General features: G+C 69.6%; 18 protein-coding genes. 8 read left to right on the top strand and 10 right to left on the bottom strand.

Annotation, left to right across the window (positions count from 1 at the left end; genetic code table 11):
• Positions 1-25: 25 nt before the first annotated feature.
• Together ACFPOE_RS18375 and ACFPOE_RS18370 are read right to left on the bottom strand one after the other, a co-directional pair.
• Positions 26-1297, bottom strand: coding sequence for a YeaH/YhbH family protein (locus tag ACFPOE_RS18375; protein WP_376851739.1), 1272 nt, complete (start codon positions 1295-1297; stop codon positions 26-28).
• Between the two features lie 49 nt (positions 1298-1346).
• Positions 1347-3269 (bottom strand): PrkA family serine protein kinase, encoded by a 1923-nt coding sequence (locus tag ACFPOE_RS18370; protein WP_376851738.1) that lies wholly within the window; start codon positions 3267-3269, stop codon positions 1347-1349.
• A gap of 256 nt (positions 3270-3525) precedes the next feature.
• On the opposite strand from ACFPOE_RS18370, the gene ACFPOE_RS18365 reads away from it, so the two are divergent.
• Together ACFPOE_RS18365 and ACFPOE_RS18360 are read left to right on the top strand one after the other, a co-directional pair.
• Positions 3526-5052: an ABC transporter permease/substrate-binding protein gene (locus tag ACFPOE_RS18365; RefSeq protein ID WP_376851737.1), complete on the top strand. Its 1527-nt coding sequence runs from the start codon at positions 3526-3528 to the stop codon at positions 5050-5052.
• A gap of 75 nt (positions 5053-5127) precedes the next feature.
• On the top strand, positions 5128-6225 hold the full coding sequence (locus ACFPOE_RS18360) for a YeeE/YedE family protein (protein WP_376851736.1): 1098 nt from the start codon (positions 5128-5130) through the stop codon (positions 6223-6225).
• 19 nt (positions 6226-6244) lie between these two features.
• Here the strand turns inward: ACFPOE_RS18360 and ACFPOE_RS18355 are convergent, their stop codons facing one another.
• From ACFPOE_RS18355 to ACFPOE_RS18320, 8 genes are all read right to left on the bottom strand, one after another.
• Positions 6245-6976 carry a ribonuclease activity regulator RraA gene (locus ACFPOE_RS18355; RefSeq protein WP_376851735.1) on the bottom strand — a complete coding sequence of 244 codons (732 nt, stop codon included), beginning with the start codon at positions 6974-6976 and terminating at the stop codon, positions 6245-6247.
• A gap of 51 nt (positions 6977-7027) precedes the next feature.
• Positions 7028-8764 (bottom strand): L-arabinonate dehydratase, encoded by a 1737-nt coding sequence (gene araD, locus ACFPOE_RS18350; protein WP_376851734.1) that lies wholly within the window; start codon positions 8762-8764, stop codon positions 7028-7030.
• 60 nt (positions 8765-8824) lie between these two features.
• Positions 8825-9835: an SIS domain-containing protein gene (locus tag ACFPOE_RS18345; protein WP_376851926.1), complete on the bottom strand. Its 1011-nt coding sequence runs from the start codon at positions 9833-9835 to the stop codon at positions 8825-8827.
• Complete coding sequence (locus ACFPOE_RS18340) at positions 9825-10955, bottom strand: N-acetylglucosamine-6-phosphate deacetylase (RefSeq protein WP_376851733.1); 1131 nt, start codon at positions 10953-10955, stop codon at positions 9825-9827. Before ACFPOE_RS18340 ends, ACFPOE_RS18345 begins: the two co-directional genes overlap by 11 nt.
• Positions 10952-11836: a glucosamine kinase nucleotide-binding domain-containing protein gene (locus ACFPOE_RS18335; RefSeq protein ID WP_376851732.1), complete on the bottom strand. Its 885-nt coding sequence runs from the start codon at positions 11834-11836 to the stop codon at positions 10952-10954. The genes ACFPOE_RS18340 and ACFPOE_RS18335 overlap by 4 nt, the downstream gene beginning before the upstream one ends.
• A gap of 90 nt (positions 11837-11926) precedes the next feature.
• Complete coding sequence (locus ACFPOE_RS18330) at positions 11927-13018, bottom strand: tartrate dehydrogenase (protein WP_376851731.1); 1092 nt, start codon at positions 13016-13018, stop codon at positions 11927-11929.
• 406 nt (positions 13019-13424) lie between these two features.
• On the bottom strand, positions 13425-15410 hold the full coding sequence (locus ACFPOE_RS18325) for an acetoacetate--CoA ligase (RefSeq protein WP_376851730.1): 1986 nt from the start codon (positions 15408-15410) through the stop codon (positions 13425-13427).
• A gap of 1 nt (position 15411) precedes the next feature.
• A complete protein-coding gene (locus ACFPOE_RS18320; RefSeq protein ID WP_376851729.1) occupies positions 15412-16275 on the bottom strand; it encodes an amidohydrolase family protein in 864 nt (287 codons plus the stop codon).
• A gap of 116 nt (positions 16276-16391) precedes the next feature.
• On the opposite strand from ACFPOE_RS18320, the gene ACFPOE_RS18315 reads away from it, so the two are divergent.
• From ACFPOE_RS18315 to ACFPOE_RS18290, 6 genes are read left to right on the top strand one after another with little or no spacing between them, the layout of a single operon-like run.
• Positions 16392-17171, top strand: coding sequence for a crotonase/enoyl-CoA hydratase family protein (locus tag ACFPOE_RS18315; RefSeq protein WP_376851728.1), 780 nt, complete (start codon positions 16392-16394; stop codon positions 17169-17171).
• 2 nt (positions 17172-17173) lie between these two features.
• Entirely contained in the window at positions 17174-19054 is a 1881-nt protein-coding gene (locus ACFPOE_RS18310; protein WP_376851727.1) for a feruloyl-CoA synthase, read from the top strand.
• Positions 19051-19815: an SDR family NAD(P)-dependent oxidoreductase gene (locus ACFPOE_RS18305; RefSeq protein ID WP_376851726.1), complete on the top strand. Its 765-nt coding sequence runs from the start codon at positions 19051-19053 to the stop codon at positions 19813-19815. The genes ACFPOE_RS18310 and ACFPOE_RS18305 overlap by 4 nt, the downstream gene beginning before the upstream one ends.
• Positions 19816-19850: 35 nt before the next feature.
• Entirely contained in the window at positions 19851-20987 is a 1137-nt protein-coding gene (locus tag ACFPOE_RS18300) for an ABC transporter substrate-binding protein (RefSeq protein ID WP_376851725.1), read from the top strand.
• Positions 20988-21038: 51 nt separating this feature from the next.
• On the top strand, positions 21039-22076 hold the full coding sequence (locus tag ACFPOE_RS18295; RefSeq protein WP_376851724.1) for a branched-chain amino acid ABC transporter permease: 1038 nt from the start codon (positions 21039-21041) through the stop codon (positions 22074-22076).
• Entirely contained in the window at positions 22076-23845 is a 1770-nt protein-coding gene (locus tag ACFPOE_RS18290; RefSeq protein WP_376851723.1) for a branched-chain amino acid ABC transporter ATP-binding protein/permease, read from the top strand. The genes ACFPOE_RS18295 and ACFPOE_RS18290 overlap by 1 nt, the downstream gene beginning before the upstream one ends.
• Position 23846: the final 1 nt, after the last annotated feature.

The raw sequence follows: 23846 nt of genomic DNA, 5'->3' as shown, positions 1-23846 counted from the left end.
GGCCCCCCTTCGGGTCGGAAAAGCATCATGCGGGGTTCGGCGTCTTCTTGAACAGGTCGCGGAACACCGGGAAGATCTGCGCCGGCGTGACGATCTTCTGCATCGCGAAGTGCGGATTGGCGTCCCGCACCCGCGTGTACTCTTCCCACAGGTTCTGGTCTTCGTCGGCCACCTGCACGTAGGCGAAATAGCGGCACATCGGCAGCAGCTTGTTCTCCAGCAGTTCGCGGCACTTGGACGAGTCCTGCTGCCAGTTGTCGCCGTCCGAGGCCTGGGCGCCGTAGATGTTCCACTCGCTGGAGTTGTAGCGGGCCCTGATCACCTCGTACATCAGCGTCAGCGCACTGGACACCACCGTGCCGCCGCTCTCGGTGGCGTGGAAGAATTCGTCCTCCGTCACTTCCGCCGCCTGGGTGTGGTGGCGGATGAAGATCACGTCGGTCTGCTGGTAATGGCGCGTGAGGAACAGGTACAGCAGGATGAAGAAGCGCTTGGCCAGGTCTTTGCGTGCTTCGTCCATCGAGCCGGAGACGTCCATCAGGCAGAACATCGCCGCCTTGCTGGTGGGCACCGGCTCGCGGATCCGGTTGCGGTAGCGCAGGTCGAAGGGGTCCAGGAAGGGCACCCGCTTGAGCCTGTCCCGCAGCGCCTGGATCTCGGCCTGGGCCGCGGCGATCTCGGTGCCCGGCGCGTCGCGCGCTTCCAGCTGCCTGAGGTGTTCTTCGAGCTTGCGCAGCTCCAGCCGCGCGTCCCCGCCCATCGCGATGCGCCGTCCCAGCGCGACCCGCATCGAGCGCACCACGTGCAGGCTAGTGGGATTGCCCTCCGAGACGAAGCCGGCCCGGCGCGATTTCCACTCGGGCGCGTCGGCCAGCAGCTGCGTGCGGATCAGCCGCGGCAGCGCCAGGTCGTCGAAGAAGTAGTTCATGAACTCGTCGCGGCTGATGCGAAAGACGAAGTCGTCTTCCCCGCTGCCGTCGGCCGAGGCGCCCTGGCCGGAGCCGCTGCCGCCGCCGCCCTGCGGCTTGGCGATGCGGTCGCCCTTGACGTATTCCTGGTTGCCGGGGTGCACCATCTCGCGGGTGCCGCCCGGGCCGTGGTTGAAGGTCGGCTCCGACACGTCGCGCCTGGGCAGCGTGATGTCCGTGCCAGCCTCGATGTCGCGGATGCTGCGGTCGCCGACGGCCTTGCGCACGGCGTCCTTGATCTGCTCCCGGTAGCGCCGCAGGAAGCGCTCGCGGTTGCCGATCGATTTGTTCTTTCCCGACAGGCGCCGATCGATCACCTGGTGCAGCATGGGGGTCTCCCGGCGGCTGGTGGGCACTACTTGTTACTCCGCTCCTTCTTCAGGAGCTCTTGCGGACGCGCAGGTACCACTCGCACAGCAGGCGGACCTGGCGGTGCGTGTAGCCCTTCTCGACCATCCGGTTGACGAAGTCTTCGTGCTTCTTCTGCTCGTCGGCGCTGGCCTTGGCGTTGAAGGAGATTACGGGCAGCAGGTCCTCGGTGTTGGAGAACATCTTCTTCTCGATCACCGTGCGCAGCTTCTCGTAGCTGGTCCAGACCGGATTCTTGCCGGCGTTGCTGGCACGGGCACGCAGCACGAAGTTGACGATCTCGTTGCGGAAGTCCTTGGGGTTGGACAGGCCGGCGGGCTTCTCGATCTTCTCCAGTTCGGCGTTCAGCGCCGAGCGGTCGAAGATCTCGCCGGTGTCCGTGTCCCGGAACTCCTGGTCCTGGATCCAGAAATCCGCGTACGTCACATAGCGGTCGAAGATGTTCTGGCCGTATTCCGAATAGGACTCCAGGTAGGCCGTCTGGATCTCCTTGCCGATGAACTCCGCGTAGCGGGCCGACAGGTGTTCCTTGATGTAGGCCAGGTACTTCTGCTCGATCTCGGCCGGGAACTGCTCGCGCTCGATCTGCTGCTCCAGCACGTACATCAGGTGCACCGGGTTGGCGGCGATCTCGGTCGAGTCGAAGTTGAACACCTTGGAGATGATCTTGAAGGCGAAGCGGGTGGAGATGCCGGTCATGCCCTCGTCGACGCCGGCGTAATCGCGGTACTCCTGGTAGCTCTTGGCCTTGGGGTCCGTGTCCTTGAGGTTCTCGCCGTCGTAGATCTGCATCTTGGAGAAGATGCTGGAATTCTCCGGCTCCTTCAGCCGCGTCAGCACCGCGAACTGCGCCATCATGCGCAGCGTGCCGGGCGCGCAGACTGCGTCCTTGAGCGAGGAGTTGCGGATCAGCTTCTCGTAGATCTTGGTTTCTTCCGTCACCCGCAGGCAATACGGCACCTTGACGATGTAGATCCGGTCCAGGAAGGCCTCGTTGTTCTTGTTGTTCTTGAACGCCTTCCACTCGCTTTCGTTGGAGTGGGCCATCACGATGCCGTCGAACGGGATCGCGCCGAAGCCTTCCGTGCCCTTGAAGTTGCCTTCCTGGGTGGCCGTCAGCAGCGGGTGCAGCACCTTGATCGGCGCCTTGAACATTTCCACGAACTCCAGCAGGCCCTGGTTGGCCAGGCACAGGCCGCCCGAATAGCTGTACGCATCCGGGTCGTCCTGGGCGAATGTCTCCAGCTTGCGGATGTCGATCTTGCCGACCAGCGCCGAGATGTCCTGGTTGTTCTCGTCGCCCGGCTCGGTCTTGGCGATCGCGCACTGCTTGAGGATGGAGGGGTAGCGCTTGACCACCTTGAACTTGCGGATGTCGCCGCCGAATTCCTCCAGCCGCTTGACGGCCCAGGGCGACATCACGCGCTGCAGGTAGCGCGGGGCGATGCCGTATTGCTGCTGCAGCAGCGGCGCGTCTTCGGCATTGTTGAACAGGCCCAGCGGCGATTCGTTGACCGGCGAGCCCTTGATGGCGTAGAAGGGAACCTGCTCCATCAGCTGCTTGAGGCGCTCGGCGATGGAGGACTTGCCGCCGCCCACCGGGCCCAGCAGGTACAGGATCTGCTTCTTCTCTTCCAGCCCCTGCGCCGCGTGGCGGAAGCAGGAGACCACCTGTTCGATCGGCTCCTCGAGGCCGTAGAAATCGCGGAATGCGGGATAAATGCGCACCACCTTGTTGCCGAAGATGCGCGACAGGCGCGGGTCGTGCCGGGTGTCCACCACTTCGGGCTCGCCGATGGCGGCAAGCATCCGCTCGGCAGCCGTCGCGTAGACCAGGGGATCCCGCTTGCACGCGTCGAGGTATTCCTCGAGCGACATCTCCTCCTCTCGGGTCTGCTCGTAACGGGCCAGAAAATTCCGAACTACATCCATGGAACCTCCTTCAAACGGGACTCTGCATCGAAGCAACAATCAGCCATTCAATTTCACTTTAGCGCACTATGGCCCCACTGTGTGTGCGAGGACGTCCGGCGCTGCGGCAAACCTGACTTCACTGTAGGTGAACGGTAGACACAAGACAAGAGGTTGTGGTTCCTAGGGGAATGCGCGGATGTCGCGCTTGACGCCGCCGCGTTGATCGTTGCGCCGCGTGCGCGGGGCCGGCGGCGCGCCGTGGCATGCTTGCGCCATGAAGCGCCTCGCCTGCCTGTCCGCCCTCCTGCTCCTGGCCGCCGCGTGCCTGGCCGCCGACCCGCCGGAGCGCGCGCTGCGCATCGGGTCCAAGCGCTTCACGGAGTCGTACATCCTGGCCCACGTGATGGCGCAGACCGCGGCGCGCGCCGGCGCCGGCCAGCCGCAGGTGCGCGAGGGCCTGGGCAACACCGCGATCGTCTACGAGGCCTTGCGCTCCGGCAGCATCGACATGTATCCGGAGTACGCCGGCACCATCGGGCAGGAGATCCTCAAAAGGAGCGACCCGCTGTCGCTGCCGCAGATGAACGAGGCGCTGGCCCCGCTCGGACTCGGCGCCGCGATTCCCCTGGGCTTCAACGACGGCTACGCGCTGGCAATGCGGGCGGCCGATGCGCAGCGCCTGGGCATCGCCACGCTCAGCGACCTGGCGCGCCATCCGGAACTGCGCCTGGGACTGTCCAACGAGTTCATCGGGCGCGCCGACGGCTGGGCCGGGCTGGCGCAGCGCTACGGCTTCAGCCAGAAGCCCACCGGGCTGGACCACGGCCTGGCCTACGACGCCATCGCCGCCGGCCAGGTGGACCTGATCGACATCTACACCACCGACGCCAAGATCGGCCACCTGGGCCTGCGGGTGCTGGCGGACGACCGGAAGTACTTCCCCCGCTACGACGCCGTGGTCCTGTACCGGCTCGAAGTGCCCCGCCAGTCGCCCAGGGCGTGGGCCGCGCTGCAGACGCTGCAGGGCCGGATCGACGAGGACGCGATGATCGCGATGAACGCCCGCGCCGAGCTGCAGGGCGTGCCCTTCGACGCCATCGCGCGCGACTTCCTGGCGTCCGGCGCGCCCGCGAAGGCGGGCAGCGGGACGTCGCCGGCCGGCGGCGGCCGCGGCTTCGCCGACAAGCTGTTCGGCCCCGACCTGGCGCGCCTGACCTTGCAGCACCTGACGCTGGTGGCGCTGTCGGTGGCGGCCGCGGTGCTGGTGGGCGTGCCGCTGGCGCTGGCCGCCTTTCCGCGTCCGCGCTGGCGCGGCTTCCTGCTGGCCGCGGCCGGGCTGCTGCAGACCGTGCCCTCTCTGGCGCTGCTGGCCGCGCTGATCGGGCTGACCGGCGCCATCGGGGTGGTGCCGGCGCTGATCGCGCTCACGCTCTATGCGCTGCTGCCGATCATGCGCAACACGGTCACCGGCCTGGCCGAGGTCGGCGAAGGCCTGCGCCAGGCCGGCACTGCCCTGGGCATGACGCGGGCCCAGCGGCTGCGCCATGTGGAGCTGCCGCTGGCCCTGCCGACGGTGGTGGCGGGCGTGCGCACGGCAGTGGCGATCGCCATCGGCACCGCCACCATCGCCGCCTTCATCGGCGCCGGCGGCTATGGCGAGCGGATCGTCACCGGCCTGGCGCTGAACGACCGCGAACTGCTGCTGGCAGGCGCCCTGCCGGCCGCGGCGCTGGCGCTGCTGTGCGAGGTGCTGTTCGAGCTGCTGGAGCGGGCCATGCGCAGGCACGCAACTGCGCCCTGAGGTCCGTGCTTGATCCCCGTCAAGCGCGGGCGTGGCGCCATGCGCGACAATATAAGCCAATGCTTAAATATATCCATGGACTTGACCGGCCTGCTCGAGAAACTCGGTGAAGCACCTGTGCTGGCCGCCGGCGGCGCACTGATCGGCCTGCTGTTCGGCTTTGCCGCCCAGCGCTCCGGCTTCTGCCTGCGCTCGGCGGCCATCGAGTTCTGGCGTGGCCGGCCCGGCGAAAAGCTCGCGGTCTGGCTGCTCACGTTTTCGGCGGCGGTGGTGGGCGTGCAGGCGCTCGTGCTGTCGGGCCTGATCGACGTGAGCAGCACGCGCCAGCTCGCGGCGCGGGGCAGCATTTCGGGCGCGCTGGTCGGCGGCCTGCTGTTCGGCGCCGGCATGGTGATGGCGCGGGGTTGCGCCAGCCGGCTGCTGGTGCTGTCGGCCACCGGCAACCTGCGTGCCTTGCTGTCCGGACTGATCTTCGCGGTCACGGCCCAGGCTTCGCTGGCGGGCGCGCTCGCTCCCTTGCGCGAGAGCATCGGCAGCTGGTGGACGGTCGAAGGCGGCGCGGCCCGTGACCTGCTGGCCGTGACCGGCGCCGGCCGCTGGGGCGGACTGGCCTTCGGCGCGCTCTGGCTGGTCGCCGCCCTCTGGTACTCGGTGCGCAGCAGGAAAAGCGTGTGGAAGTGGCTGGGCGGCCTGGGCGCCGGCCTGGCCGTGGCGGCGGGCTGGGCATACACCGCCACGGTCGCCGCCCATTCGTTCCAGGTCGTCCCGGTCCAGGGCCTGACCTTCAGCGGCCCGTCGGCCGAATGGCTGATGCGCGTCGTCTCCACGCCGGGCCGCGCCTTCGGCTTCGACTCCGGCTTCCTGCCCGGTGTGTTCGCCGGCGCGCTGGCCGGCGCGTGGGTCGGACACGACCTGCGGCTGGAAGGCTTCAAGGACGGCTACAGCATGCGCCGCTACATTGCCGGCGCCATGCTGATGGGCTTCGGCGCCATGCTGGCGGGCGGCTGCGCCGTGGGCGCGGGCATCAGCGGCGGCGCAGTGTTTGCGCTGACTGCCTGGCTTGCGCTGGCGGCGATGTGGGCCGGCGCGGGCATCACCGACCGCTTGCTGGACCGGCCTTCGGAGCTGGTGCCGCAGCACGCCGCCATGCCGCAGCTGCTGCGGCATCCCTGAACCGGCGCTTGCAGCCGGGTCAGATCCCGCGCTGCTTGCGCCACTGCGCGAAGGCCGCGCGGGTCTCGGCGTTGGGCGGATAGTTGTTGCGCAGCATGGCGCCGCCCTCGATCCGCTCCAGGATGAAGGCTTCCATCTTTTCCTGCTCCGCCGCGTCGCGCGCCACCTCGTCGGCCAGGTGGCGCGGGATGACGGCCACGCCCTCGTCGTCGCCGACCATGATGTCGCCCGGATAGACCGCCACGCCGCCGCACCCGATCGGCACGTTCAGGTCGATCGCGTGGTGGTGGATCAGGTTCAGCGGCGCGCTCCCGCCGGCGCAGTACACGGGGAAGTCCATCTGGCTGATGGCGCCGCTGTCGCGCACCGGACCGTCCGACACCAGGCCGGCCGCGCCGCGCACCTTCAGCCGGGTGGTGAGGATCTGGCCGCCGGAGGCCACGCGGGTCTCGCCGCGGCAATCGAGCACCAGCACGTGGCCGGGCGGCACGCTCTCGATGCCCTTGCGCTGCGGATGATCGTAATCGTCGAAGGCGCTGATCTGGTCCAGGTCCTCGCGCGCCGGGATGTTGCGCATCGTGTAGGCCGGACCGACCATGTTGCCGGCGGCCGGATCGGTCAGGCGGCCGATGCCCTGGATGAAGACGTTGCGCAGTCCCCGCTTGAACAGCTGCGTGCAAAGCGTGGCCACGCTGACCTTGCGCAGCAGGTCGAGCGTGTCGGCGGCCAGGTCCTTGTCATGATCGGTCATCGGTTCTCCCGGGTCGGTGGGCGCTGGCACCGGATGGCGGTGCTGGCTGGATCAATGGATCTCGGGCTCGCCGCCGGCAACCGCCGGCTCCGGCCCGAGGAAGTCGAAGTCGCAGCCGGTGTCGGCCTGCTGGATGTGCTTGAGGTACAGCACGCCGTAGCCGCGGGTGAACTTGGGCGCAGGCGCCTTCCATGCAGCCTGCCGGCGCGCCAGTTCCTCCTGGTCCACCAGCATGTCGATCCGGCGTGCTTCCACATCCAGCGCGATCAGGTCGCCGTCGCGCACCAGCGCCAGCGGGCCGCCGACGTGCGACTCCGGCGTGACGTGCAGCACGCAGGCGCCGTAGCTGGTGCCGCTCATGCGCGCATCGCTGATGCGCACCATGTCGCGCACGCCTTCCTTGAGCAGTTTCTGCGGGATCGGCAGCTGGCCCCATTCGGGCATGCCGGGCGCGCCCTGCGGGCCGGCGCTCTGCAGCACGATCACGCTGTCCCTGGTCACCACCAGGTCGGGCGAATCGATGCGCGCCGACATGTCGTTGTAGTCCTTGAACACCACGGCCGGGCCGGTGTGCCGGCGCAGCTGCGGCTCCATCGCCGCGGGCTTGATCACCGCGCCGGCCGGCGCCAGGTTGCCGGTGAGCACCGCCAGCCCGCCGCTGGCCAGCAGCGGCTGCTCGCGCGGCAGGATGACGTCGTCGTTGAAGACCCTGGCGCCCTCGATGTTCTCCCCCAGGCTGCGGCCGTTGACGGTCTGCTGCCCGGGATCGAGCAGGTCGGCCAGCCGCACCAGCAGGCCGCGCAGGCCGCCCGCATAGAAGAAATCTTCCATCAGGTACTTGCCGCTGGGCCGCAGGTTGGCGATCACCGGCGTCTCGCGCGCCAGCGCGTCGAAGCGCGCCAGGTCCAGGTCGATGCCGGCGCGGCGCGCCATCGCGATGAGGTGGACGATGGCGTTGGTCGAGCCGCCCAGCGCGAGCACCGCCGTCACCGCGTTGTCGAACGATGCTGCCGTCAGGATGTCGGAAGGCTTGAGGTCTTCCCACACCATGTCGACGATGCGCTTGCCGGTCAGCGTCGCCATCTGGGCATGGCGCGAGTCCGGCGCCGGGATCGAGGACGCACCCGGCAGCGTGAGCCCCAGCACCTCGGCGGCGCTGGTCATGGTGCTGGCGGTTCCCATGGTCATGCAGTGGCCGGCCGAGCGCGCGATGCCGTCCTCCACCTCCTGCCAGTCGTCCTCGGTGATGTTGCCGGCCCGCAGTTCGGCCCAGTATTTCCAGGTGTCCGAGCCCGAGCCCAGGAACTTGCCGTTGTAGTCGCCGCGCAGCATCGGCCCGGCCGGCATGAAGATGGCGGGCAGGTCCATCGAGATCGCGCCCATCACCAGGGCCGGCGTGGTCTTGTCGCAGCCCCCCATCAGCACGCAGCCGTCGGCCGGATAGGAGCGCAGCAGCTCCTCGCACTCCATCGCCAGCAGGTTGCGGTACAGCATGGTGGTCGGCTTCTGGAACGGCTCGGCCAGGCTGATCGCCGGCATCTCCACCGGAAAGCCGCCGGCCTGCCAGACGCCGCGCTTGACCTCTTCCACCCGCTGCTTGAAGTGCGAGTGGCAGGAGTTGATGTCGCTCCAGGTGTTGATGATCGCGATCACCGGCTTGCCGGCGTAATCGCTGCGGTGGTAGCCCATCTGCGCGGTGCGGGAGCGATGGCCGAAGGAGCGCAGGTCCTTCACGCCGTACCAGCGGTGGCTGCGCAGTTGCTCGGGGGTCTTGCGTGGGCGGGTCATCGGGCGATGGTATCTCCGGCAGAGGCCCGGATCCCGGCGCGTCGGCCGGGATGGTCGCGGCTATCGCGTGCGGGTCACCTTCTTCAAGTGCTGCGGCCTGTCCGGGTCCAGCCCGCGCGCCCGCGCCAGCGCATCGACCATCGGGTAGAAGCTCTGGATCGCCGACAGCGGATCGAGGTCCACCGCGCCGGTCTCCACCAGCGGCAGCTCGCTGTCTGGCGTGCCGATCGGCGCCGCCAGCAGCACGCGCGCGCCGCGCTGGCGCATCGCGGCGGCCAGCGCCAGCAGCCCCGGCTGCGCCGGCCCGCGCGGCGCGAAGATGAGCAGCGGGTAGCCCTCGCCGATCAGCGCCATCGGCCCGTGCTGCACCTCGGCGCCGGAGAAGGCCTCGGCCTGGATGCCGCAGGTCTCCTTGAATTTCAGCGCCGCTTCCAGTGCCACCGCCAGCCCGGTGCCGCGGCCGATCACGAACAGCCGGTCGGCATCCACCAGCGGCGCGATCGCGGCGCTCCAGTCCGCATGGGCGGCCAGGGTCAGCGCGCCGGGCAGATCGGCCAGCGCCCGCGCCAGGTCGATGTCGCTCTGCCAGGCAGTCACCAGCCTGGCCCCGCCCACCAGCTGCGCGATGAAGCTCTTGGTGGCGGCGACGCTGGTCTCCGTGCCGGCATGCAGCGGAAACACATGGCGCACCGCCCCGGCCAGCGGCGACGCCGTGTCGTTGACGAAGGCCGCCGTCACCGCCCCGCCCTCGCCGAAGTAGCGCGCCGGCTCCACCAGGTCCGGGCTCTGGCCCGACTGCGAGAAGGCGAACGCCGTCAGGCCCTGGCGCTCGATGCGCGACTGGTACAACGTCACCAGCGACATCGGCAGCGAGGTCACCAGCCGGCCCAGCCGCGCCATGATGAGATACGCCATGAAGTGGGCGGCGTGGTCCGAGCTGCCGCGCGCCAGCGTCAGCATGGAGGCCGGCGGCTCGGCGCGCAGCGCGGCGCCGAACGCGCGGTACTCCGTGTCGTCGTTCGCCAGCAGGCGCGCGACGGCGGCAGGCGCCTCGCGCGCCTCAACCAGCATCCGCGAGCTCAACCCGTTCTCCTTGCGCATAGACGGCCGTCAGCACCAGTTCCCGGTCCAGCACCACCACGTCGCCCCAGGCGCCGGGCGCCAGCCGGCCGCGGTCGGCCATGCCGATGTGGTCGGCCGCGTGGGTGGAGACGCGCCGCGAGCTTTCCGATAGCTCCAGGCCCAGGACCTGCACCAGGTTGCGCAGCGCCTGGTCCATGGTCAGCGTGGAGCCGGCCAGCGTGCCGTCGGCCAGCCGCACGCCGCCCAGGCACTTGGTGACGGTCTGGCGCCCGAGCTGGTAATCGCCGTCGGGCATGCCGGTGGCGGCCGTCGCATCGGTGACGCAATACAGGCAGGGGATCGCGCGCAGCGCCACCTGGATCGCCCCCGGGTGCACGTGCAGCAGGTCGGGAATGATCTCGGCGTACTGCGCCTTGGCCAGCGCGGCGCCGACCATGCCGGGCGCGCGGTGGTGCAGGCCGCTCATGGCGTTGAACAGGTGGGTGAAGCCGGTGGCGCCCTGCCCGAGCGCCTGCACGCCGTCGTCGTAGCTGCCGGCCGTGTGGCCGATCTGCACCCGGTAGCCGGCCGCCACCAGCGCGCCGATCGCTTCCATGTTGCCGGGCACTTCCGGCGCCAGCGTGACCAGCCGGATCGGCGCCAGCGCGTGCAGCCGCGCCAGTTCGTCCAGCGCCACCGGGCGGGCGAAATCGGGCTGGGCGCCGAGCCGGCCCGGGTTGATGTACGGGCCTTCCAGGTGCACGCCGAGGATGCGGGCGGAGCCCGGGCGCTGGCGCGCACAGGCGGCGCGCAGCCCCTCGAAGGCCGGCTCCAGGTCGGCCATCGGCGCGGTCATGGTGGTGGCCAGCAAGGCAGTCGTGCCGTGGGCGGCATGGCGCCGCGCGATCACGGCCGCCGCGTCGCCGCCGTCCATCACGTCGCGCCCGCCGCCGCCGTGCACGTGCAGGTCGACGAAGCCGGGCAGGATCAGCGGTTCGCTGGACGCCCGCACGATGTCTTCCGGCACCGGCGTTCCCATCAGGCCGGCGATGCGGCCGGCGCTGTCGAAGGCCAGCGTTCCTTCGACGAAGCCTTCGGGGGTGAGGATGTGGCCGGTGAGGCGGGTCATGCCGGATGCAGCTCCTCTTGGTCGACCAGCCGCCGGATCAGGGCGAGTGCACCGGCCGCCGGGCCGTCGGCGGGCTCCACCAGCCGGGCCCGCAGCGCCGGCGCCAGCCGCGGGGCCAGCTGCCTGCCGACGCTGCCGCAGACGGCCAGCGGCAGCACGCCATCCGGATCGATCGCGCTGGCGATGGTCTCCAGCGCGGCCACGGCGTGGCCCAGGAGGTGCGCGGCCGACGGGTCTGTCTGTTCGGTCTCGAACACGGCCGGCGCCAGCTGCGCATAGGCGAACTGGCCGGCCTGGTCGCACCACGCCTGCACGCTGTCGCGGTCGCTGCCGCAGACGGCGAACACCCGCCGCGCCAGCGCGCCGGCCGCGATCCGGCCGTCGATCGCGCATTGCGCCACCCGCACCGCGTGCAGTCCGAGCCAGGCGCCGCTGCCCTCGTCGCCGACCGGAAAGCCCCAGCCGCCGGCCGTGAAGCGGCTGCCGTCCGGGCGCAGCACCTCGCCGATGCTGCCGGTGCCGGCGGCGACGATGGCGCCGGGCCGGCCGCCGTGGGCGCCCAGCAGCATGGTGAAGGAATCGGTTTCGGCGGCCAGCCGGGCGAAGCCGATGTTGCGTTCCACGAAGGCGTCGCGCCAGGACCGGTTGCTGACCCCGGACAGGCCGGCGCCGACGGCGCAGCGGCGCCACGACGGCACCGCCAGCCTGGCGTCCTGGAAGGCGCCGCGGATCGCCTGCTCGACCTGGATCCAGGCGGCGGCGATGCCCTGGCCGAGCGCCGACGGGCCGGCCAGGCCGCGGCCGATCACGGCGCCGTCACGGCCCGCCAGCCAGGCCCGGGTTGCCGTGCCGCCGCCATCGACGCCAATCAGGAAATCCACCATCGTTCCAGTATGGCATCGCGGCCCGCGTCGCGGGGCCGGGACGCGGCGTCAGGCACAGGCTCAGCAGCGCTGGCTGATCAGCCGCATTCAGGCCGGCTGCGGCCGCGCGGTGGCGCCGGCCAGCCGGTCGCACAGCGCCTGCGTCACCTGCGCGGTGCTGGCGCGCCCGCCGAGGTCGCGGGTGTGCAGCGACTGGTCGGCGGTGATCGACTCGACCGCCTGCATCAGTTGCCTGGCGGCGGCGCTCTCGCCCAGGTGCTCCAGCATCATCACGCAGGACCAGAAGGTGCCCACCGGATTGGCCAGGCCCTTGCCCATGATGTCGAAGGCCGAGCCGTGGATCGGCTCGAACATCGACGGATAGCGGCGCTCGGGGTCGATGTTGCCGGTGGGCGCGATGCCCAGGCTGCCGGCCAGCGCGGCGGCCAGGTCGCTCAGGATGTCGGCATGCAGGTTGGTGGCGACCAGGGTGTCCAGCGACGCCGGCCGGTTGATCATGCGCGCGGTGCAGGCGTCCACCAGTTCCTTGTCCCACTTCACGTCGGGGAACTCCTTGGAAACCTGCAGCGCGATCTCGTCCCACATCACCATCGCATGGCGCTGCGCGTTCGACTTGGTCACCACGGTCAGCAGCTTGCGTGGCCGCGACTGCGCCAGCCGGAAGGCGAAACGCATGATGCGCTCGACGCCGGCGCGGGTCATGATGGAGACGTCGGTGGCCGCCTCGATCGGATGGCCCTGGTGCACCCGGCCGCCGACGCCGGCGTATTCGCCTTCCGAGTTCTCGCGCACGATCACCCAGTCCAGGTCCTTGGGGCCGCAGCGCTTGAGCGGCGCGTCGATGCCCGGCAGGATGCGGGTGGGCCGCACGTTGGCATACTGGTCGAAGCCCTGGCAGATCTTCAGGCGCAGGCCCCACAGCGTGATGTGGTCCGGGATGTCGGGGTCGCCGGCCGAGCCGAACAGGATGGCGTCCATCTTGCGCAGCGGCTCCAGCCCGTCGGCCGGCATCATCACGCCGTGCTTGCGGTAATAGTCGCCGCCCCAGTCGAAGGAAGTGAACTCGAAGCGGAAGCCCTGCTGCGCCTTGGCCAGCGCCTCCAGCGCCGTCTGCCCCGCCGGAATCACTTCCTTGCCGATGCCGTCGCCGGGGATGCAGGCGATCTTGTAGGTCTTCATGGCTGGTCTCGCTCGTGGTTGCTTGCGGACATTCTAGGTTCCTGTCATCCAGCATTCGCGTGCCGGCCTTGTTGGCGCGGCCGCCGGCCAGGGTGGGTCGTTCTCAGGCCCTGCGCCCGACCCACCCTGACCGCCGTCCGTGCGAAGCGAAAGGGCGAGCCGGCAGGAAGAAAGAACCACAGCGCGCTCCGCAGGCGCCGCGCGATTCTGCGTCCGCGCTCAAGCGCTCCTTCGAGGCCGGTGGTCGGGATGGGGTGGGCGCAGGGCCATTCGCGGTCGCTACAGCTTGTGGGCCTCATTGAGCTGGTAACGCAAGAGCGGTGGCGTGCCCGGGAAGACGCCCGCGAGCGTGACCGGAGAACACCCCGTCCCGGCCGCCGGCCGTGCCAAGGCCTCTACGCACGCTTCAGGGATTCAGCTTCGACGCCAGCGCGACAAAGAACTCCAGGCTGGCCGGATTGGCCATCGCGTCCGGACTGGCCACCTTGTGCTGGTCGGCGCCCAGCAGCAGCTTGCGCACCGGCACTTCCATCTTCTTGCCGGTCAGCGTGCGCGGGATCTCCTGCACTTCGTAGACCTCGTTGGGGACGTGCCGCGCCGAGGCCTTGCTGCGGATCTGCTGCGCGATCTTGGCCTTGAGCGCATCGTCCAGCGCGAAGCCGGGCTTGAGCACCACGAACAGCGGCATGAAGGAGTCGCGGCCCAGGAATTCGAGGTCGACCACCAGGCTGTCGCGGATCTCCGGCAGTTCCTCCACCACGCGGTAGATCTCCGCCGTTCCCATCCTGATCCCGTGCCGGTTGATCGTCGAATCCGAGCGGCCGTAGATCACCGAGCTGCCGCGCGGCGTGAAGCGGATCCAGTCGCCGTGCCGCCAGACACCCGCAAAGGTCTCGAAGTAGCTTTCCAGGTAGCGCTTGCCACCCGGGTCGTTCCAGAAGTAGACCGGCATCGAGGGCATCGGTTTGGTGATGACCAGCTCGCCCACTTCGTCCACCACCGGCTGCCCCGATTCATTGAAGGCATAGGCCGCGACGCCGAGTTCGCGGCACTGGATCTCGCCGGCGTGCACCGGCAGCGTCGGCGCGCAGGCGACGAAGCCGGACGCGATGTCGGTGCCGCCGCTGATCGAGGCCAGCCACAGGTCGCTCTTGACCGCGTCGTAGACCCAGCGGTAGGCGTCCAGCGGCAGCGGCGAGCCGGTGGCGTTGATCGCGCGCAGCGCATCGAGCCGGGCGAAGTCGCGCGGCCGCAGGTCGTCCTTCATGCAGTTGATCAGGTAGGCCGCGCCGCAGCCGAACAGCGTCACGCGCCGTTCGTCCATGAAGCGCCACAGCGCCTCCTTGTCGGGCCAGGCCGGGTTGCCGTCGTACAGCATCACCGTGGCGCCGGTGAGCAGCGCGCCGATCTGCAGGTTCCAGACGATCCAGCCGGTGCCGCCCAGGAACAGCAGGCGGTCGCCCGGCCGCAGGTCGTGCTGCAGGCACATGGTCTTCAAGTGCGTCAGCACGATGCCGCCGTGGCTGTGCACCATCGCCTTGGGCAGGCCGGTGGTGCCGGACGAATAGACGATCCACAGCGGATGGGCGAAGGGCACGCGCTCGAACTGCAGCGGCGCCTCGTCCTTCACCGCGTCGGCCCAGGGCACCGCATTGCGCCAGGTCACCGGCCGCGTCGCGGCGTTCGGGCCGGGCACGTGCACCACGGTCTGCACGCTGGGCAAGCCGGCCAGCAGCTCGCCGACCAGCGCCTCGCGGTCGTGCTTCCTGCCGTTGTAGCCGTAGCTGTCGGTGGCGAACAGCAGCTTGGGTTCGATCTGCCGGAAGCGGTCGAGCACGACGGTGGCGCCCATGTCGGGCGCGCAGCTTGACCAGACGGCGCCGATGCTGGCGCAGGCCAGGAAGGCGACCACGGTCTCCGGCCGGTTCGGCAGGTACGAGGCGACCCGGTCGCCGGCGACGATGCCCAGCGAGCGCAGCGTCGCCGCCAGCGCCGCCGTGTCGCGCTGCAGCTCGGCCCACGAAACCTCGCGCGTGGGCGCGTCCTCGCTGCGCGCCACCAGCGCCGGCCGGTCCGCTGTGGCATTGCGGAAGGTGTGCTCGGCGTAGTTCAGACGGGCGTTCGGATACCACTGCGCGCCCGGCATGGCGTGCGAGGCCAGCACCGGCTGCCGGCTGCCGCCGGCCTGCACGCCGAAATAGTCCCAGACCGAATCCCAGAACGGTTCCAGCGCGTCCACCGACCATTGCCACAGCGCCTGGTAATCCCCGAACTTCAGGCCGCGTTCATCCGCCAGCCAGCGCATGTAATGCGCGAGGCGTGAACTCTCCTTCTGCTCGCGCGAAGGCTCCCACAGCAGCTCGCCTTCGCCTGCCAGCCTGGCGCCTTCCATCTCAGGCCAGGCCCAGCAGGCGGACCGCGTTGCCCTTGAGGATGCCGGGCATCACCTCGGGCTTGAAGCCGGCGTCCTCGAAGTCCTTCATCCAGCGCTCCGGCGTGATCAGCGGGTAGTCGCTGCCGAACAGGACGCGGTCCTTCAGCAGCGTGTTGGCGTACTGCACCAGCTGCTTGGGAAAGTACTTCGGGCTCCAGCCCGAGAGGTCGATCCAGACGTTGGGTTTGTGGGTGGCGACGCTGAGCGCCTCGTCCTGCCAGGGGAAGCTGGGATGCGCCATCACGATCTGCATGTCCGGGAAGTCGATCGCCACGTCGTCCAGGTGCATGGGGTTGCTGTACTCCAGCCGCAGGCCGCCGCCGCAACGCATGCCCGAGCCGATGCCGCTGTGGCCGGTGTGGAAGATGGCCGGCAGCTTGTGGGCGTTGATCACCTCGTAGATCGGCCAGGCCATCTTGTCGTAGGGGTGGTAGCCCTGCACCGTCGGGTGGAACTTGAAGCCCTTGACGCCGTGCTCCTTGATCAGCCGCTCGGCCTCGCGCGCGCCCATCTTGCCCTTGTGCGGGTCGATGCTGGCGAAGCACATCATCATGTCGCTGTTCTTGGCCGCCGCCTCGGCGATCTCCTCGTTGGGGATCCGGCGCCGGCCCAGCTTGGACTCGCTGTCCACGGTGAACATCACCAGGCCGATCTTGCGTTCGCGGTAATACGCGATCGTCTCCTCGATGGTCGGCCGCTTGCTGTTGCGGAAGTACTTGTCGGCGGCGCGGTCGTACTCCTCGCCGTAGTTGTCGAACGGGTTCCAGCAGCTCACCTCGGCGTGGGTGTGGACGTCGATGGCGACGAGATTGGCGTGGTCCATGGAATGTCTCCGGTTGCTTGGGCCCCGACTAGGGTAAGCCCTAGGCCGATGGCCGCATTGCGCGCTTGAATTGGTTATTGTTTATAACAATAATCCGGACCACTGGCAAATAACCCATGACCCACAAAGACATCCTCCTGGAGATCCGCGGCCCGATCGCGGTGATCCGGCTGAACCGCCCCGCCAAGCGCAACGCGCTCAACGACAGCCTGATTCTCGGCCTGCGCGAGCTGTTCGAGAAGGAGCTGCCGGAAACCGGGGTGCGGGCCGCCGTGCTGGACGGCGCCGGCGAGCACTTCTGCGCCGGCCTGGACCTGTCGGAGCTCAAGGAGCGCGACGCCGGCCAGGGCCTGTACCACTCGCGCATGTGGCACGCCGCGCTGGAGCAGGTGCAATACGGCCCGGTGCCGGTGGTCGCCGCGCTGCACGGCGCGGTGGTCGGCGGCGGCCTGGAGCTGGCCAGCGCCTGCCACATCCGCGTCGCCGACGAGACGGCCTTCTATGCGCTGCCGGAAGGCTCGCGCGGCATCTTCGTCGGCGGCGGCGGCGCGGTGCGCATCCCGCGGCTGATCGGCGCCGCCCGCATGACCGACATGATGCTGACCGGCCGCGTCTACAACGCGCAGGACGGCGAGCGGGCGGGCTTCGCCCAGTACCTCGTGCCGCAGGGCCAGGCCTCGGCGCGCGGGATCGAGCTGGCCAACCGGATCGCGGAGAACGCGCCGCTGACCAACTACGCGCTGATGCACGCCCTGCCCCGCATCGCCGAACAGCCGGCCGACCAGGGCTTCCTCACCGAGGCGCTGATGGCCGCCATCGCCCAGAGCGCCCCCGAGGCCAAGACCCGGGTCAAGGCCTTCCTCGACGGCAAGGCCGCCAAGGTCAGGAAGGGCTGAGCGTGAGCAACAGCCCCAGGTACCGGGACCTGACGTTCGGCGTCACCCGCGTGGCCGTGCGCGAGGGCGAGGGCGGCGTGCGCTACCTGCGCGCCGACCAGCCGCTGGCGCCGCATGCCGCGCGCATGACGGACCGGCTGCTGCATTGGGCCTCGGTGGCGCCGGACCGCAGCTTCATGGCGCGCCGCGAGCGCAATGCCGACGGCAGCACCGGCGACTGGCGCCACGTCAGCTATGCGGAGGCGCTGGACAGCGCGCGCAGCATCGGCCAGGCCTTGCTGGAGCGCGGCCTGGGGCCGCAGCGGCCGGTGGTGGTGCTGAGCGAGAACGACCTGGAGCACGCGTTGATCGCGCTGGGCTGCATGTACGCCGGCGTGCCGTACAGCCCGGCCTCGCCCGCCTACTCCACCATCAGCCAGGACTACGAGAAGCTGCGCCATGTGCTGGACACGCTGACGCCGGGTCTGGTCTATGCCGCCGACGCCGCCCGCTACGGCAAGGCGATCGCGGCGGCGGTGAAGCCGGACGTGGAAGTGGTGCTGGGCAAGGGAACGCTCGAGGGCCGCAAGAGCACGCCCTTCGGCGAGCTGCTCGCCACCCGGCCCACGGCCGCCGTCGACGCCGCGATGCGCGCCACCGGGCCGGACACCATCACCAAGTTCCTGTTCACCTCCGGCTCGACCAAGCTGCCCAAGGCGGTGATCAACACCCACGGCATGTGGTGCGCCAACCAGCAGCAGATGCGCCAGTCGATGCCGGTGCTGGCCCAGGAGATCGACGGCAGCGGGCCGGTGCTGGTGGACTGGCTGCCGTGGAACCACACCTTCGGCGGCAACCACAACGTCGGCCTGACCCTCTACAACGGCGGCACGCTCTACATCGACGACGGCAAGCCGACGCCGGCGCTGATGCAGGAAACGCTGCGCAACCTGCGCGAGATCGCCCCCACCGTCTACTTCAACGTGCCGACCGGCTTCGAGGCCATCGCCAATGCGATGAAGACCGACGACGCGCTGCGCCGCACGCTGCTGTCGCGCGTGCGGATGTTCTTCTACGCCGGCGCCGCCCTGGCGCAGCCGGTGTGGGACACGCTGCACGAGGTGCAGGAGCGCGAGATCGGCGAGCGGATCGTGATGGGCACCGGCCTGGGCATGACCGAGTCGTCGCCGTTCGCCATCTTCATCACCAACCCGCACGTCAAGGCCGGCTACCTGGGCGTGCCCACGCCGGGCATGGAACTGAAGCTGGTGCCGGTGGACGGCAAGGTGGAGGTTCGCTACAAGGGCCCGAACGTCACGCCGGGCTACTGGCGCAGCCCCGAGGCCACGCAGCAGAGCTTCGACGAGGAGGGCTTCTTCTGCACCGGCGACGCCGTGCAGTGGATCGACGAGGCCGACATCCACCAGGGCCTGAAATTCGACGGCCGCATCGCCGAGGACTTCAAGCTGTCCACCGGCACCTTCGTCAGCGTCGGGCCGATGCGCGCCCGCATCATCGCCGCCGGCGCGCCCTATGTGCAGGACGCCGTGATCACCGGCCTGAACCTGAAGGAAGTGGGCGCCCTGATCTTCCCGACGCCGGCCGTGCGCCAGCTGGCCGGCCTGCCCGCCGGCGCCTCGCTGCAGGAGGTGCTGCAAAGCGCGCCAGTGCAGGCGCACTTCCAGCGCGTGCTGGACGAGCTGGCCTCGCACGCCACCGGCAGCGCGTCGCGCGTGGCCCGGCTGCACCTGATGCACGAGCCGCCGTCGATCGACAAGGGCGAGGTCACCGACAAGGGCTCGATCAACCAGCGCGCCGTGCTCAAGCACCGCGATGCCCTGGTCACGGCCCTGCATGACGGCACCCTGCCCTACACGCTGCAACCGAAGGAGCAAGGCAAATGAAGATCGACGGACAGGCTGCCATCGTCACCGGCGGCGCCTCGGGGCTGGGCGAAGCGACGGCGCGCGAGCTGGCGCGCCTGGGCGCCCGGGTGGCGGTGCTGGACGTCAACGTGGAACAGGCCGAGAAGGTCGCCGCCGAGATCAACGGCGTGGCCTGCCAGTGCGACATCACCAGCACCCCGAGCGTGACGGCGGCGCTGGCCAGGGCGACGGCCGCGCATGGCCCGGCCCGCATCCTGATGAACATCGCCGGCATCGGCAGCGCAAAGCGGATCGTCGGCAAGGACGGCAATGCCGCGCCGCTGGAGGATTTCGCCCGCGTCATCAACGTCAACCTGATCGGCAGCTACAACATCAGCCGGCTGTTCGCCGCCGAGTGCGTCAAGCTGCCGCTGCTGGAGGACGGCGAGCGCGGCGTGATGATGTTCACCGCCTCGGTGGCCGCCTTCGACGGCCAGGTCGGCCAGCAGGCCTACAGCGCCTCCAAGGGCGGCCTCACCGCCATGACCCTGCCGATGGCGCGCGACCTGGCGCAGCACGCGATCCGGGTCTGCACCATCGCGCCGGGCCTGTTCGCCACGCCGCTGATGAAGCAGCTGCCCGAGGCGGTGCAGGCATCGCTGGCGGCATCGATCCCGTTCCCGCCGCGGCTGGGCAAGCCAGAGGAATTCGCGCAGCTGGCCTGCCACGTCGTCACCAACAACCACCTCAACGGCGAAGTGATCCGCCTGGACGGTGCGCTGCGCATGGCTCCCCGCTGATGAACGTGTTTGTTTAACCAACTGGAGACAAGAAGATGAAATTTGCACGCACCCTGATCGCCGCAGCCGTCTCGCTGGCCGCCGCCGGCACCGCCCTGGCCGACATCAATGTCGGCGTGGTCCTCTCGCTGACGGGTCCCGGCTCCGGCCTGGGCATCCCGATGCAGAAGCAGCTCGCGCTGTTTCCCAAGACCATCGCCGGCGAGAAGGTCAACCTGATCATCCTGGACGACGCCAGCGACCCCGGCAAGGGCGTGAGCGACACCCGCCGCCTGATCACCGAGGACCACGTCGACGTGATCCTGGGCTCCTGCCTGACGCCGGTGGCCGCCGCGATGGCGCCGGTCGCCGCCGAGAACAAGACGCTGCAGATCGCCGCCGCCCCGGTCGGCGTGCCGCCGGGCCAGGACCACTGGCTGTTCCGCCTGCCGCAGGGCAATGAAGTCATGGCCCACGCCATGGTGCAGCACATGAAGAAGCAGGGCATCAAGACCATCGGCTTCATCGGCTACACCGACGCCTACGGCGAGCTGTGGCTCAAGGCGCTGACGCCGGAAGCGGAAAAGAACGGCATGAAGGTGGTTGCGGTCGAGCGCTTCGCCCGCACCGACACCAGCGTGACCCCGCAGGCGCTGAAGGTGACGGCCGCCAACCCGGACGCGATCGTGGTCGTGGCCACCGGCTCCGGCGCCGCCATGCCGGAGAAGGCGATCGTCGAGCGCGGCTACAAGGGCAAGATCTACCAGACCCACGCCGCCGCCACCCCGGACCTGGTCCGCATCGGCGGCAAGGACGTGGAAGGCACCTTCGTCGTGTCCGGCCCCGCCGTCGTCCCCGAGCAGCTGCCCGACAGCCACCCGTCCAAGAAGGTGGCGATGGACTTCGTGACCAAGTACGAAGCGGCCAACGGCCCGGGTTCGCGCAACCAGTTCGCCGGCCATTCGTACGACTTCGGGATCGTGATGGAGAAGATCGTCCCGATGGCGCTGAAGAAGGCCAAGCCCGGCACCGCCGAATTCCGCAGCGCGCTGCGCGACGCCATGGAAGGCATGGGCCGCACCGTGTTCTCGCACGGCGTGATGAACTGGACCAAGGACGACCACTGGGGCTACACCAACGAGACCGGCGTGATGCTCAAGGTGACCGGCGGCAAGTTCGTGGTGGAGAAGTGAGCTCGCGATAGCACCGTCATCCCCGCCCGGGCGGGGGGCAACGCAACAACCATGGACTTCTCCATCGCCGGCATCCTGGCGCTGGACGGCCTCACCAACGGGGCCGTCTATGCGCTGCTCGCGCTCGCCACGGTGCTGGTGTTCGCAGTCACGCGCGTCATCTTCATCCCGCAGGGCGAGTTCGTCGCCTTCGGCGCGCTGACGCTGGCGCTGTTCCAGACCGGCAAGGTGCCCGGCACCGTCTGGTTCCTGCTGGCGCTGGCCGCGCTGGCGGCGACCGGCGACCTGGTCCATGGCGTGCGCCACCGCCTGCCGCCGCGGCGGGTGGCGCTGCAGCTGCTGCGCACGCTGGCCTGGCCGGTGCTGGCGTCGCTGCTGGCGATCTGGGCCGCGCCGCGCGGCCTGCCGCTGGGCGTGCAGGCGCTGCTGACGCTGGCGCTGGTCACTCCCTTCGGCAGCCTGATCTATCGCCTGGCGTACGAATCGCTGGCCGACGCCTCGGTGCTGGTGCTGCTGATCGTCTCGGTCGGCGTGCACTTCGCGCTGGTCGGCCTGGGCCTGCTGTTCTTCGGCGCCGAGGGCTACCGCAACCCGAGTTTCTGGGACAGCCGCTTTTCCGCCGGCGCGCTGGCCATCACCGGCCAGACCATCATCATCTTCATCGCGTCGTTCGCGCTGATCGTGTCGCTGTGGCTGTTCTTCGAGCGCACCCTCACCGGCAAGGCGCTGCGCGCCACCGCCGTCAACCGCGCCGGCGCCCGCCTGATGGGCATCTCGTCGAGCGGCGCCGGCCGGCTGGCCTTCACGATGGCGGCGCTGATCGGCGCGCTGTCGGGCCTGCTGATCGGCCCGACCACCACCATCTTCTACGACAGCGGCTTCCTGATCGGCCTGAAGGGCTTCGTCGCCGCCGTCGTGGCCGGCCTGGCCAGCTACCCGCTGGCGCTGGCCGGCGCGCTGGGCGTCGGGCTGCTGGAGAGCTTCGGCTCGTTCTGGGCCAGCTCGTTCAAGGAAGTGATCGTGTTCTCCTCGATCCTGCCGATCCTGCTGTGGCGCTCACTGCGCGATCCGCACTCCGAGGAACACTGATGCAGGGCATCCGCCGTTTCGCTTTCCCTGCCTTCGCGCTGCTCATGCTGCTGCTGCCGGCGCTGCCGGTGCCGGACTTCTGGATCGCCCAGAGCAACTACATCGGCCTGTACGCGCTGGTCACGCTCGGGCTGGTGCTGCTCACCGGCGTGGCCGGCCTGATCTCCTTCGGCCAGGCCGCCTTCGTCGGGGTCGGCGCCTACACCGCGGCCTACATGTCGGTGACGCTCTCGCTGTCGCCCTGGCTGGCGCTGCTGGTCGGCGTCGCGCTGGCGGTGGCCGCGGCGCTGGTGCTGGGCGCGGTGACGCTGCGGATGTCGGGCCACTACCTGCCGCTGGCGACCATCGCCTGGGGCCTGGCCCTGTACTACACGATGGGCAACATGGAATTCCTGGGCAAGTACGACGGCATCCTGGGCGTGCCCACGCTCAAGCTGTTCGGCATGGACCTGGGCACCGGCCGCGGCCTGCACGTGCTGATCTGGGTGATGGCGCTGCTGGCCGCCTGGGCCGCCTCCAACCTGCTGGACTCGCGCCCGGGCCGCGCCATCCGCTCGCTCAAGAGCGGCGCGACCATGGCCGAGGCGATGGGCATCTCCACCTTCCGCTACAAGCTCGCCGTGTTCGTGCTGGCCGCGGTGCTGGCGGCGGTGTCGGGCTGGCTGTTCGCCTTCTTCCAGCGCACCGTCAACCCGACGCCGTTCGCCCTGAGCAAGGGCATCGAGTACCTGTTCATGGCAGTGCTCGGCGGCATCTCCTACGTCTGGGGCGCCTTCCTCGGCTCCGGCGCCGTGAAGCTGGTGGAAGACCAGCTGCAGGTGCTGCTGCCGCGGCTGATCGGCGCCAGCGGCAACTTCGAGACCATCGTGTTCGGCGTCGTGCTGATCGTGGTGCTGAAGTTCGCGCCCGACGGCCTGTGGAGCTTCGTGGTGCGGCGGCTGCCGCGCGCCGACCGCAAGCGCGACTGGGACGGCGCCGCGCCGCTGCCGGCCCGCCCCAAGCCGGCCCACGGCGAGCCGCTGCTGCAGGTGGAGGCGGTGCGCAAGACCTTCGGCGGCCTGACCGCGGTCAACGACGTCAGCTTCGCGATCGCCGCCGGCGACATCGTCGGCCTGATCGGCCCCAACGGCGCCGGCAAGTCGACCACCTTCAACCTGATCACGGGCGTGCTGGCGCTGAGCGCCGGCCAGGTGCGCTGGCGCGGCGAGCCGATCGGCGGCCTGCCTTCGCGCGAGATCGCGCGGCGCGGCATCTCGCGCACCTTCCAGCACGTCAAGATGATCCCGGACATGACGGTGCTGGAGAACGTGGCGCTGGGCGGCTACATGCGCGGCAGCAGCGGCTCCGTGCGCGCCATGCTGCGGCTGGACCGCGAGGAAGAACGCCGCCTGTTCGCCGAGGCCGAGCGCCAGCTCGCGCGCATCGGCATCGCCGACCGCATGCACGAGATGGCCGGCAACCTGGCGCTGGGCCCGCAGCGGCTGATGGAGATCGCCCGCGCGCTGTGCACCGACCCCGCGCTGCTGCTGCTGGACGAACCGGCCGCCGGCCTGCGCCACAAGGAGAAGCAGGCGCTGGGCGACGTGCTGCGCCAGCTCAAGGCCGAAGGCATGAGCCTGCTGCTGGTGGAACACGACATGGAATTCGTGATGGGCCTGACCGACCGGATCGTGGTGATGGAATTCGGCACCCGCCTGATGGAGGGCACGCCGGCGCAGGTGCAGGCCAGCCCCGCGGTGCGCGCCGCCTATCTGGGAACGGACCATTGAG

It is taken from the genome of Caenimonas terrae (assembly GCF_042655405.1).
GTDB lineage: Bacteria > Pseudomonadota > Gammaproteobacteria > Burkholderiales > Burkholderiaceae_C > Ramlibacter > Ramlibacter terrae_A.
Note: the sequence above shows the minus strand (reverse complement) of the source record. Positions and strands in the feature narration are given on the sequence as shown.